Here is a 12,463-nt window from a genome sequence, read left to right on the forward strand (position 1 = left end):
TAACATAAAAGCCTTCAGACTTGGTGGAAGAATTTCCAATTTGAAATTAATTTCCTTTGTGTCTTCGTGGCTTTGTGGGATTAATTTTTGTTCATAAATAATATTTCCATAAATTGAATTGTGAACAATATATCTTGTCTATATGCCAAATTTACCAAACCTTCAAAATGACCTCGGATTTGACTTTTATGTAGCTTCTAGGTTGGTTTCACAAGCTTACAGAGAACCGCTACAGGAATTAGGATTAACTTATCCACAGTATTTGGTGATGCTGGTACTGTGGGAGGAAGATGGGCAGATGGTTTCACAAATCGGAGAAAAGCTTCAATTGGACTCAGGGACACTCACACCTTTGCTCAAAAGATTGGAATCTGCCAACCTTATCCACCGCAACAGGAGCGAAAGTGACGAGCGAAAAGTGGTGATAGAACTTACCTATCCCGGAAAAGCCCTTCAAGCCAAAGCAAAAGATATTCCTGAAAAAATAGGCACATCTCTCAACAGTTGGGAAGAAAATGAGTTAACCAATTTGTCAACACTGACCAAAAAACTGATCAAAGACTTTACCCAAACGAACTCATGGAAAAAATAAACATCAGCTACACAGCCACAGCCATCAACACAGGTGGAAGAAGAGGTCATGTCCGGACAGATGACGGCATGTTGGATTTTGATGTGGCCATGCCAAAGGAAATCGGCGGTCCCGGGGGCAAAACCAATCCTGAACAGCTTTTTGCTGCAGGATATGCGACCTGCTTTGGCGGAACTTTGGCTGCTATAGCACAGGGAGTGAGTCTCATGGATTCAGAAATCACTGTGAAAGTTCATACCGGAGAATCAGACAAAGGTGGCTATGCTTTGGCAGTAGACATCGCTGTCAGCATTCCAAAGGCTTCCTCCAAGTCAGAAGCACAGGAATTGGTCGAGGCTGCCCATGCGCAATGCATGTATTCCAAGGCTGTTAAGGGAAATATCGAAGTAAGGGTGAAAGCGGTTTAAACCAGGAATTTCTCTTTCAAAAAAATAAGGTGAAAAATCCCAGAAAAATTCCCATAAAAATACGGTTCCGTACTTTTACTTGGTTGAGATGAGATTTTCCACCTGAACTGTAGCTGTGGCCGGCAAGACGTGGGAATTTAGAACATTCTTTCGAATATTTCAAAACTTCGATAGGAATAATAGTTTTTTGATTTAAAAAGCCGAAAAAACAAAATCCAAGCTATAGATTTTCGACATGATTGAATTTTCTATACAAGGAAGACCAATAATATTCCGCTGATTTGTGATCGCCAATTCAATCTTGAATGGTTATTCATTGCTTATTGCTGCATGTATTTTTTTAGCAGAGATTGGGATTGGCTTTTGATTTTGTTTTGGACTATTGGTGACCAACCCAACAACGTGCCTTTGATTCCCAAGGCCATTCTTGACCATTTCCACAAGTCAAAGCTGTCTTTATGTTTGATGATTTTTCCGTCCTTGAATTCAAATTCGGCTGTGATTTTGTTGTGGACCATTCTTTTGTACGGACCAAATGGATAAACTGCCTCCCAATGCGCTTCGCCTGAATTCCTAACCACTTTGATATCTGAGAAAGATACCTTCAGGTTGCCTTTGCTTCGTTCGATGAGCATTTTCCACATACTTTTGACCTGTTCGCCCCTAAGCTTTCCAAAAACAGGATCTTCAAAGACTATATCCTGATGGTAATAAGAAACCATTTCATCTGCTTTTCCTTTGGCAAATGCTTTGTAAAAATTGTGGATAACTTTTTCATTGTCCATATAGTATGAAGTTAAGTTGTATCAAAAGTTAATCAATAAAGTGCTATTTACCGCAATGGCCGCGAAGGTTTCGCCATGGACGGAATGGGGTTTCTCCGCGACTTTGAGGGAGATATTTTTACCGCAATGGACGCTATAGTTAAGCAAAGGATCGCAATGGCTTTTCACCAAGATGGGGCCAATTTATTTTACCAAAATAGAAACAAAGAAACTAATGAGGGTTGTTCTACCGGCATTCTGAACCGCCTCCTGCGAAGGTTTAAAATCTCTCTTATTTCATTTTTCTTTGCGATTTTGCGCCTTTGCGGGGAACTTAATTCCTTACTTGAATTTCTTTTCCTTCGTGTCTTTGCGACTTTGTGGGAACCATTTTCTACCGCAATGAACGCAAGGTTTTCGCCATGGACGCAATGGGCTTTTCTTTGTGTCTTTGCGACTTTGCGGGATTGAAAAATGATAGTCTGACGGCTTGAAGCCATCCGACTGATTTGCGGCTTTGCGACTTGGTGTGAGATAATAAGTTATCCAGCTTCTGGAGAAGCAGGACAATGGGAAACACTATTTCTTTGCGTCTTTGCGCCTTCGCGGGACTTATTGCCTTTGTGTCTCAGTGTCTTTGTGGGATTATGTTTTTCGAGCTTGCGAGCTTATTTATCCATGAACATGTCCCTCATCTCATCCAAGGGCAATTCCTCCAAGACCTCCCTTTTGGAGATTCCGTCTTCCTCTGCCCACCGGACAAGCCTTACAAATCCGTCAGCGATCTCAATCCCCGAAATACTATTGTCGCTGTAGCAGCAGCAGCCGGAGTTGAAGTAAGTGGGCTTGTATTTCGGCAAATCGGCCACTCCAAGCGTACATTGGCTTGGGTGTCTTTTGATCTTTTCTTCCAATTCAGCTACTTTATCCACATCCCCGTTTTTCTGTGCCTCTTCCAATTGCGCACGAAGCTGTTGGATGTGGCTGTAAGAGTGAAAAATGGGCTGATGGGTATGTCCGGTTACCAAGACCACATTTTCCTGTTGCTGACTCCATTCGTACATGAGTTTGTTGTGGAGGGTTTTTTCCTTTTGGCTGAGGGCAGGTGTGTTGATGTTGATATCCAAAAATGACTGCAAAGGCCCCCAAATATAAGCCACAAACCAAATCGAAAACTTATTGCCATCACTCCTTTTGTCCCCCTGATGGCCATGTGTACAAAACATGTCAACATGCCTCCCGTCAAGATATTTTACCCTGACCACAATGCCCCCATAGATATTGATGGCTTTGTCATAAATCTCCCTGAGGTACATTTTGGAAAATGGATCAATCTTCCAAAAAAGGTCATGGTTGCCGTAGATTTTGAAAAAGGCATTCCGCTCCACAAACTTCCTTTCTGCCTCAAAAGTCTTTTTGTTGTGCTGCATGATGGAGAAAATGTTGAACTTCCAAAACTCCTCACTGTCGCCCAAATTGATGTAAAAAGACCCCTTTTCATTATAGTGTTCCAAAGCAGTAAGGTAATTGTTCTCCGCATGACGGAACTCGTCCCTGCCTTTCCTATTCCCTTTGTGCACATCGCTGAAGATGATAAAGCTGTTGTTGCGCATGTCGAGATTGTAGAGTGCACCTTCTTCCGGTTCGGAGTTTTGGGTGATATCCCAGTATATTTCTGTCAGACGCTTGAAAACAGATTCCCTATCCGGCGAGGAAGAAATCTTCTTGGAAAACCATATAGTCGGCTTGCGCAATACAAAAACAATCGGGGCTTTGAGGATTTGAAAGAATCGTTGGAACATGGGGCTAAAAATAGGGAAAAATTTAGAGTGGTTGTAGTTATTGTCTGCTTCGCGTTGTCGGGTTCTCGGGTTGGAATTGTTGTAGTGGTTGTAGTGGTTGTAATTGTTGTAACTGTTGTAACTGTTGTGAACTTACCTGCTGCGCGTTGTCAGGACTGCAAACTGAAAACTGAGACTGCATACTGGAATTGTTGTCAGCTTCGCGTTGTCGGGTTGTCAAGTTGTCGGGTTGTCTGAGGCGCGTGGTTAGGTCTGCAAACTGAAAACTGAGACTGCATACTGAAATTGTTGTCTGCTGCGCGTTGTCGGGTTGTCGGGTTGTAGGGTTGTCGGGTTGTGGAAAACCCCGAAGGGGTGGTAGGATTATAGAAAAATGGATTTGATAGTAGGGTAGGCAAAACCCCGAAGGGGTGACATATTTATAGATCAGAATCAGCCGGGAAGTCAGGTCTGGTTTTGGCTAATTTGATGACCAAATTTGAACATGGCTTTCCGCCAAAACAAGGAAGGGATTGAATGCGTGCTGGGTAAAAAGACTATTGCTGATGGTCTTGGAAAAGTACAAGCAATTAAATTGTCGGAATAATTATATGGTTTCTTGGAAATTGGTCAAAAGGTAACGAATGGGTAAGGAGGGTGTAACGGGTGGGTAGGAGAAGGGTAAGGGAAGGGTAGCGGAAAGTGGGGGGAAAATGCTGATTTTTGGAAATATTATTGAATTATTTCTTTTAGAATTGATTTATTTTAAGTTGGGGTGAATTGTTTTATTTTGGGAAATGGCTTGGAAATACGGCTAGATCTTCTTCTTGTCCGGTAGAAAAGTTAAAGATTTTTTTTCATTTGGAACCATAATAACCTGTCGTTGGAAAATGACTAATTGGATTCATCATTAATGCTGTTGATTTAGAAAATGTAAATTACAAAATGTTAATCGGGTATCAATTTTCATTTGACGAGGGGGTAAGCTCGCAAATCCTTCGGTTTTATAATGGAAAGTTTGAAATCGATTAAAGTATTAAATAATATTTTTCTCTTTAGGAATCAATCCATCACCTATAGGGTTGAGGTTACCAACCTTTTACTCTTCATTTTTTCCCCCAGACACAAAAAAATAACCCAAGGTACCGGTAACAAATGCCTCAAAGAAAGTTTGAATGTAATTTGACTTATTGGTAATAAGGTGGATTGTTTCCAAAGAAGAATTGGTTTGGGTTTTTAGAATGAAAATAATAATTAAAAGAAAATATGAACTTGATACCCCTAAAGTGATGTAGTAATAAAATTTTTGAATGTAAATTTTATTTTGATTATGTGGGCTTTTAATAGCGAACATAGCGGTAATAATCAGGGTATTGAAGGGAAGCGTGGACCTTGTATACCAAGACCATATTGCCTCATTGTTTTCAATGATCACTTCCGAACTAAACGAAAATAAAAGTAAGCCAATGACGATAGTTAAACTTATCCACAATATTGTCAATTGTTTTTGTGCTTTAAACTTTTCAACCATGTTTGCTTTATTTAAATAACAATTTGAAGTAATCAATTTTGGTGTTTAAAACTAACTTGGGCACTCGACCCGGATAAGTTTCATATTCATAAGCAAGTAATGATACTGTATATCCACGTGCGGAAATAGGATTATTGTAAATATCCCGAACATAGCTATTATCAAGATTAATATATCCACGATTGATATACTTCATAATATCATTGTATTCCTTAATATCATTGGTTGTCCTTAGCCCCTTTCCATTATTTACCACAAAAGCAAAAAACACATATCTACCGCTCGGTTTCCCGTAAAGGCAATGTAAAATATTTAAAATGCTACATCCTCCCTTTTCAATTTCTATTGGGAGAGACAGCCTGGTTCCAGAATCATTGATTCTTTCTAAATTAGAAAAAACTACAAAACCATCTTCTGGAACATACATAACCCTGTTAAACTGATTTCCCTTTTTTTGTAAATGTTTCCTAATTTTGCCGTAGACAGCTTCTAAGGAATCATCAATTCCAATAAACTGATCTGTAATGTCTTCAATGTATGTGGGAGTGGGAATAGGCCAAAACTGGTCTGACCTATTGGGATCTCTTGGATTTAATGCCTCCATAAGCTCCTCAACGGGACAACCATTAGTGCTAGCAGGTCCTGGTACGAATGGACATTTATCCAAATGGTCAGCAATTCCATCTCCATCGCTGTCTAACATTCTGCCTTGACTATCCACTCTAGCCCCAATTGGTGTATTAGGTTCCAGATCCAAATAATCAGGCACCCCGTCTCCATCACTATCTTTCAACATCTCTGTTAACTGGCCACGCAATTGAGCGATCTCTGAATTCATTTCTTGTTTTAGGTTTATTAAATCCTTTTTTGTGGCACATGAAAACAATACTGACCAAATGATTAAAAACAAAAAAATCTCCAAGCATTTTTTAAAATGAGAATCCTTCATATTTATAAGCTTTGTTAACTAAAAGAATTTTAGAAAAATGTTTTATCTAATGAATATCTAAAAAAAAGAATAATTTGTCAGTAAGCAAAGGATAAATCCTGATTCAAGAAAAAATGCTCATTTCAAAATAATATTCTTCAAAATCCTAGAAATAATTCTTCGATAAAAGAACTTTTAATTTATGCTACTGGAGAATATTTTAGCTAGAGAAGCACTGTTTGGAAAAATTGACACCACAACTAGTATCATTTTTGACCAAAAATCACAATACCTATCAGGATTTGGTTTTCCCTAAATAAACGGCAATAGCCCTTCAGTTTCTTTTACTTTGGAGTTGGTTAGGTATTATTCTAGCAGGTCCATGAAAGGACTTTTAGAGCCGCTTATTAGGAATTATTTAAAGATAAATTTTCTTTTCAGGGATTACTTCCCTAACGCCACCAATCGGATTATCCACATCTCCAGCATATCGGGGAATAAGGTGAATATGAACATGGTCAACAGTCTGTCCTGCCGATTTGCCGATATTTATCCCTATATTAAATCCATCGGGATCATTCTTTTTTTGGACAATTTCTTTTACATAATTAAGCATAAAAAAACAGGCAGATTGTTCCCGAAAGCTCAAATCAAAATAGTTATCCACATGTCTTTTTGGAATAATTAAAGCGTGTCCATTTGAAACAGGAAATTTGTCATAAATGGAAAACGCTGTCGCTGATTCGGCTAAAAGTATACTATCTGAAGATGGATTACAAAATGGGCAAGAATCCTCTAATTGGTCTATTAACCTTATATTAAACGGCTTATACTCATAAATTTCGCAGTTTTCATTTCTGAAGATGGAGAAAAAAGGAAGGATCACGTTGCATTGATAGGTTGGTTTTTGATGGATTTTATGTGTTCTGAAACCTTCAAAAGTGATGTCCCTTCTAACAGCAAAATAGGCTTTTCCGGTAGGTTTTAACAGTTGTGAAATTTCCATCAGTACTCTTGTTTGTTCTTCCTGCATCAGGACATTGAGTACATAAAGACAGATAATGGTATCGAATTGCTTTTGTGGATAACTTGGAAAATAATGCCTGTCATATCCGACAATATCAATCCCCTCTTCCTTCAAAACCTCCACATCCTTCCCAAAACCACATCCAAAGTCCAAGACCTCTCCCATTAACAATCCCTTGTTCAAAACATGCCTTGCAGGAAAAGAAATTGAATCCCGTTCTTTGGCGGTGAGGTGGTTATAGGAGTTTAATTTTTTGGATTCCATTCTTCAAAACCTCTTGTTGAAATTAAATATTGGCAAGTCTCCTTAAGTTTTTCTATCGCCGGTTTCTGCCAATTATCAAAAGTAGAGTTTCCCAAAAGAGTAATTCTCATTTCTTTTTCAAATCTCTCTGGCAAACTTTTTTGAATCAATTCCCAATAATGAAGAATTAAATCTCTCCTATCTTCAATCAATTGAGTTGAAGGAATCTTATCTCTTTTTGAATTATTGATTTTTTGACTTGAAGGAAGGAGATTCCATAAATCGTTGTTTTTCCATACTGAAAAGGGAATTAAATGGTCGATATCATATGAATCAATAGAATGGCCAGTCCAAACGCATTGGACTTTACCATCTTTATTCAATATAGATTGATATATTTTTTTTGATTCCCTGATATCTCTTTCTGTAATTGGGCTTATTAATACATCATGAAGAACCTTTTCAAAAGGTAAAATATTCTTGGAAGCATTAACTGAAAATTCTGCCCATTTAAACAGAATAGAATCTTGTCCACTTAGAAAGCTTCCTAAAATCTGAAATGCGTCATGATACTCAATAGGGATGGAAAATTCCCCAAAATTTGAAATCAAATAGGATAAATCGATTTTAATAGGATTTTGAATCCTTAAACCAGGATGATATTGGAAAATGGAATAATAATCAGGGTTAATTGAACGACCAATATATTTCATCGGATTTGAGGTAATTGTATCCTTTAACTTCTTAAGAAGTTTTAAGAAATTCTCATGTTGATCCCTAGGAATTCCATTTTTCCTAAGGTCATTGTAAAATACCGAAAAACCTCCTTTGTCATTGTAATCAGCAATAATCTCTTTGAAAAGGGTTTCAAAAGCTAGTTTTGTTTCCCCATGAATTTGGGGGATGAATGATTTGGATGCTAAAATTGGATAATAAAAAAGCAGCCATTTTTCGATCAACAGACCTAGAGGAATATAAATCCTTGATTCTTTTTGAACGATAAATGGAGAGTTTTCAAGAATAACATCTATTGTACCTCTTAACAAGGCGAACTTATAAGTTGAGACTTTACTGTCTCTCTCAATAATTTTATTGATGTTTGAAAATATTTCACTTCTCACATATAATGATTTAAAAGTTTAAGTGAAAAATAGTAAAATCTTTTTTCTAATGGAAAAATTATTAAAGTAATTAACTAAAACAAGTCTCACTCCTCCAAACACCCAATCCCCTCCTTACTATACTTTCCAAAAGGAGGAAGGATGCGGTAGGCTTCGATGCGTTGTTGGATGGGGGCGTCTTCCATTTGGTAATTTGGGGTGTAGCGGAGTTGGTCCCAATAAGTGGACTTTGGGTCGGTGGCCCTGAGGTCGCCGGTTTCGGTCATCCAAGACAATAGTTGGGTTTTCAGCTGTTCTTTGGCTGCCTGAAATTCAGGTTGGGCAGCGAGGTTGTTTAATTGATAAGGATCATTTACTACATCATACAGTTCCTCTTCAGGCCTTAGTCCAAAGGACAGGGCAAAGTAATCCGGTTGGCTGGATTTGGCTTTTCCTTCCTGATTCATGATCAGAAACTTCGTGATGGAATGGTCCACATCTCCATATTGGCCGACAGATTGGTGGACGGTCGGGTCTCCGGCAGGATTGCGCTCGGGAATGGGGTTCCAGATATAGAGGTATTGGTGGTTTCTGACTGCCCGCATGGGATAACTGAGGTTTCCTTTGCGGACATTGGCATGCCGCTCGCGCTCGAGGAATACCTGATCCCGGTTTTGTTTTTTGCCTTCCAATAGGGCCCAAAGAGACTGTCCACTCATGTCAGGGACCTCCTGACCTGCCGCCTCGATAAAGCTCGGGGCAAAGTCCACAAAATTTACAAAATCGTCAATGACAGTTCCGCCTTTGGCTTTTTCAGGCCAACGGATGGCCAAAGGCATACGGGTTCCAAGGTCATAGAGGTTGGCTTTGGCCCGTGGAAAAGGCATGCCGTTGTCACTTGTCATCACGATGATGGTATTGTCGAGTTCGCCGATTTCCTCCAGCTGTCGGATGAGTTGTCCACATTCCCTGTCAAATCGCTCTATCTCAAAATAATAGTCAAGGATATCATTCCGTACACAGTCGTTGTCAGGAAAAAATCCGGGGACGATGACATCAGACAGCTTCATGCCGCTTTGAATTCCGGTGTTGGGTTCATACTCCCGGTGCGGATCGCTGCTGCCAAACCAAAAGGTAAAAGGTTGGTCTTTGGGTCTTTGGTCCAAAAAGGTCTTGAAATCTTCGAATTGCTTTCCGGCAGGATTGTGGGCAAGTCCTGAGACTGCAAACTCTCCCGGTCCCCAACCTTTGCGCGTGGAACCTGTGAAGTAACCGGCTTGTTCGAGGATGCTGACATAGGTGGGATACTGGGCGGGAAATTCTGACCATAGATTTCCCCCGGCTTCGTTTTGGTGTGGATATCTTCCAAGCAAAATCGAGGCGCGCGAAGGTGAACAGGATGGGGAGGCGGTATAGGCATTGGTAAACAAAGCGCCTTCTTTGGCAAGTCTATCGAAATTCGGAGTCTGGACCACCCGATCACCATAGACGCCGGCATGTGGATAAGACCAATCATCCGCTATCAAAAAGAGGATGTTTGGAGGCTTTGGAGAGGCCTTTTCCAATTCTTTCTTTCCACACGAAAAAAGGAGGATCAAGGAGAAAAAGAGGAGTTGGAAAGATTTCATATATGAGGCTTTTGGTTTTTCCTTAACAGTGTCAGGTACCTAATTTAAATGTAAATCATGATTGTAATAAATCACTTTTTTGCCAAAGGCTGAAAGGGCTTCTTCTGAAAGCTATAGATGAGGTAAAACAAAGAAGGAAGGATAAAAACACTTCCTACAAGGAGGGCAATGCCTAGGCTGTTCATGGTGGCAGGACCTGCGGCAGCGTCTTTCAGGATCAGAACACTGTTTTTGAAAACCATAAATGCAGGATGAATACTGTAAAACAGGGCAAAGAGGATCATACTAACCTGAAAACCTACCAGGATCCTTGCCCTCATGTGAAAATTTTCCCTCAAATACTTCCATGTCAATGGAAGGGAAATACTAGCCAAGACCAATGCTAAAATCGTGATGGGATGATCCAACATGCCTGCCAACAATGGAATGCCCTCCAAGGTGGCAGCCAAAAAAACCAAAGCCCCGGCAACCACTGTCAGGACATTCATTCTGATGGCTTTTTTTCTGAACAGCATTTGGTCTTCGTGAGTTTGGGCTTCACCAATCAAAAAGACAGCAGCCAAATACCCGCAAATAGCCACAGTAAACAAGCCTACACTGATCGGGAAAAAGGCCAACCATGGAAACAAGTAGGCCTCAGGGAAAGAAGCTGCCTCTAAGTCTATTCTTCCCGAGATGATCGTCCCTGCCAGGATGCCTAGAAAGAGCGGACTGAGGAAAGAAGAATAAACAAAAATAAGGTTATACAAGGGCTGAAATTTTCCCTGATCCGGATCATAATGCCTGAAAATAAAGGCTGTTCCCCGGGCAATTATGCCGAGCAACAGCAAGGAAACAGGGATATGGAGGAAAATGGAAACAGTCGAGTAAACTTTTGGAAAGCCCACAAAAAGGATGACGATGGTGATGATGAGCCACATGTGGTTTGCTTCCCAAATGGGACCGATCGCCTGATAAGTAAGCAGCCTTGTGCGGTCTTTTTTGGCATCTGAGGTAAAAAACTCGATGATGCCTGCACCAAAATCCGCCCCTCCGAAAAGCAGGTACATCAATAATGACAGGTACAAAAAAGCAATGATGATATCTACCATGGGATCAGGACGTTTTGGGTGAAAGTTGCTCCGTTTCCTTATCCAAAGCCTTTACCTGCTTTGCCAGCAACGCGCCTACGATCAGGGATAATGACAAGTACACTGCCACATAAAGCCAGAATGAATACACGATTCCCGGCATTGGGGTCACCGCATCAGCTGTCCGCATGATACCATACAGGATCCAGGGCTGCCTGCCTACCTCAGTCACTACCCAACCTGCCTCCACGGCAATAAACCCCAAAGGGCTCAATAGGGCTAGCAAAGCTAAAAACCAGGGGGCATGTAAATAGGGGGCTTTTTTCCACAGCCCAAACAACCAAATCAATCCAACCAGCATCAGCAACATGCCGATGCCTACCATGATCTGAAATCCATAGTGGGTGATAGCCACCGGTGGATGTTCATCTTGGGGGATATCCTCAAGCCCCTTGACCTCTGTGACAAAGTCACCATGGATCAGGTAACTCAACCCACCCGGGATTTTGATGGCATAATTTACGGTTTGGGTAGCTTCGTCCGGAATTCCTCCGATGATCAAAGCCGCTCTTTCTTCGGTGTGAAAATGCGCTTCCATTGCCGCAAGCTTTGCCGGCTGCCGATGGGCTACATCTTTGGCAGCATGGTGCCCGCTCAGCGGCATCAGAATGGCGGCTACAGCGCCGATAGTCAGGGAAATCCTGAGGGCAGGGATGTGGATATCTTTGGATTTTCCCTTCCTGATCATCCAGGCATGGATCCCACCTACGGCAAAGCCTGTTGCGACAAATGCTGCCAGCGTCATGTGCAAAGCCTGACTGAACCAGGCTTCATTAAACATCGCGGCGATCGGGTCAATATTGGTATAAACCCCATCGATGATATCAAATCCTGTAGGTGCATTCATCCAGGCATTGGCTGCAACGACCAATATGCCTGAGGCCAAGCCGCTGACCCCTACTACTACTCCGGTAAACCAATGGAACCAAGGGTGGAATTTTCCCCAACCATAAAGGAAAAAGCCCAATGCTATGGCTTCGATAAAAAAGGCCGTTCCTTCCAAGGAAAATGGCATTCCAAAAATCGGTCCTGCCTCTTCCATGAATTTGGGCCAAAGCAGACCAAGTTCAAAAGAGAGCATCGTTCCTGAAACTGCACCTGTAACAAAAAAGATTGCCACGCCTTTGCTCCATGCGACGGTCAGTTTCTTGTAGGCTTCCTTTCCGGTTTTGAGATAGATGTAATGGGAAATAGCCATAAAAAACGGCATGATCATTCCAATACAGGCAAAAATGATGTGAAAGCCCAGAGATAAGGCCATCTGAGACCTTGCAGCTAAAAGATCATCCATTTGGGAGGAGGTTTTGGTAAACAGGATGGCTAAGTAATTTA

At 41.0% G+C, this 12,463-nt stretch carries 10 protein-coding genes and 1 pseudogene; 2 read left to right on the plus strand and 9 right to left on the minus strand.

What is annotated here, in order from left to right; genetic code table 11:
- Positions 1-142: 142 nt before the first annotated feature.
- The gene (locus tag NU887_RS04795) at positions 143-592 is read left to right on the plus strand and encodes a MarR family winged helix-turn-helix transcriptional regulator (RefSeq protein ID WP_258422222.1); all 450 of its coding nucleotides are present in this window, start codon (positions 143-145) and stop codon (positions 590-592) included.
- Positions 580-999 (plus strand): organic hydroperoxide resistance protein, encoded by a 420-nt coding sequence (locus tag NU887_RS04800; RefSeq protein ID WP_258422223.1) that lies wholly within the window; start codon positions 580-582, stop codon positions 997-999. Before NU887_RS04795 ends, NU887_RS04800 begins: the two co-directional genes overlap by 13 nt.
- Before the next feature lie 320 nt (positions 1,000-1,319).
- Here NU887_RS04800 and NU887_RS04805 read toward each other — a convergent pair whose 3' ends face one another.
- From NU887_RS04805 to NU887_RS04845, 9 genes and pseudogenes are all read right to left on the minus strand, one after another.
- Positions 1,320-1,784: a nuclear transport factor 2 family protein gene (locus NU887_RS04805; protein ID WP_258422224.1), complete on the minus strand. Its 465-nt coding sequence runs from the start codon at positions 1,782-1,784 to the stop codon at positions 1,320-1,322.
- A 647-nt stretch (positions 1,785-2,431) separates the two neighbouring features.
- A complete protein-coding gene (locus NU887_RS04810) occupies positions 2,432-3,565 on the minus strand; it encodes a metallophosphoesterase (RefSeq protein WP_258422225.1) in 1,134 nt (377 codons plus the stop codon).
- Positions 3,566-4,643: 1,078 nt separating this feature from the next.
- Positions 4,644-5,075, minus strand: a complete 432-nt coding sequence (locus tag NU887_RS04815; RefSeq protein WP_258422226.1) for a hypothetical protein — start codon at positions 5,073-5,075, stop codon at positions 4,644-4,646.
- A gap of 598 nt (positions 5,076-5,673) precedes the next feature.
- Positions 5,674-5,877: pseudogene (locus tag NU887_RS04820) on the minus strand (thrombospondin type 3 repeat-containing protein); the annotation flags it as partial.
- A gap of 544 nt (positions 5,878-6,421) precedes the next feature.
- Entirely contained in the window at positions 6,422-7,294 is an 873-nt protein-coding gene (locus tag NU887_RS04825) for a bifunctional class I SAM-dependent methyltransferase/HIT family protein (protein ID WP_258422227.1), read from the minus strand.
- Positions 7,276-8,394 carry an HNH endonuclease domain-containing protein gene (locus NU887_RS21200; protein WP_258422228.1) on the minus strand — a complete coding sequence of 373 codons (1,119 nt, stop codon included), beginning with the start codon at positions 8,392-8,394 and terminating at the stop codon, positions 7,276-7,278. Before NU887_RS21200 ends, NU887_RS04825 begins: the two co-directional genes overlap by 19 nt.
- Before the next feature lie 86 nt (positions 8,395-8,480).
- Positions 8,481-10,001, minus strand: a complete 1,521-nt coding sequence (locus NU887_RS04835) for a sulfatase family protein (protein ID WP_258422229.1) — start codon at positions 9,999-10,001, stop codon at positions 8,481-8,483.
- A gap of 71 nt (positions 10,002-10,072) precedes the next feature.
- Positions 10,073-11,092, minus strand: a complete 1,020-nt coding sequence (locus NU887_RS04840) for a cytochrome d ubiquinol oxidase subunit II (RefSeq protein WP_258422230.1) — start codon at positions 11,090-11,092, stop codon at positions 10,073-10,075.
- Between the two features lie 4 nt (positions 11,093-11,096).
- Positions 11,097-12,422: a cytochrome ubiquinol oxidase subunit I gene (locus tag NU887_RS04845; RefSeq protein ID WP_258422231.1), complete on the minus strand. Its 1,326-nt coding sequence runs from the start codon at positions 12,420-12,422 to the stop codon at positions 11,097-11,099.
- Between the last annotated feature and the right edge of the window lie 41 nt (positions 12,423-12,463).

The organism is Aquiflexum gelatinilyticum (assembly GCF_024741135.1).
Taxonomy (GTDB): domain Bacteria; phylum Bacteroidota; class Bacteroidia; order Cytophagales; family Cyclobacteriaceae; genus Cognataquiflexum; species Cognataquiflexum gelatinilyticum.

Coding starts and splice junctions, on each gene's coding strand:
- NU887_RS04795 (WP_258422222.1), top strand. CDS start 143: ATGCCAAATTTACCAAACCTTCAAAATGACCTCGGATTTGACTTTTAT.
- NU887_RS04800 (WP_258422223.1), top strand. CDS start 580: ATGGAAAAAATAAACATCAGCTACACAGCCACAGCCATCAACACAGGT.
- NU887_RS04805 (WP_258422224.1), bottom strand. CDS start 1,784: ATGGACAATGAAAAAGTTATCCACAATTTTTACAAAGCATTTGCCAAA.
- NU887_RS04810 (WP_258422225.1), bottom strand. CDS start 3,565: ATGTTCCAACGATTCTTTCAAATCCTCAAAGCCCCGATTGTTTTTGTA.
- NU887_RS04815 (WP_258422226.1), bottom strand. CDS start 5,075: ATGGTTGAAAAGTTTAAAGCACAAAAACAATTGACAATATTGTGGATA.
- NU887_RS04825 (WP_258422227.1), bottom strand. CDS start 7,294: ATGGAATCCAAAAAATTAAACTCCTATAACCACCTCACCGCCAAAGAA.
- NU887_RS04835 (WP_258422229.1), bottom strand. CDS start 10,001: ATGAAATCTTTCCAACTCCTCTTTTTCTCCTTGATCCTCCTTTTTTCG.
- NU887_RS04840 (WP_258422230.1), bottom strand. CDS start 11,092: ATGGTAGATATCATCATTGCTTTTTTGTACCTGTCATTATTGATGTAC.
- NU887_RS04845 (WP_258422231.1), bottom strand. CDS start 12,422: ATGGATGATCTTTTAGCTGCAAGGTCTCAGATGGCCTTATCTCTGGGC.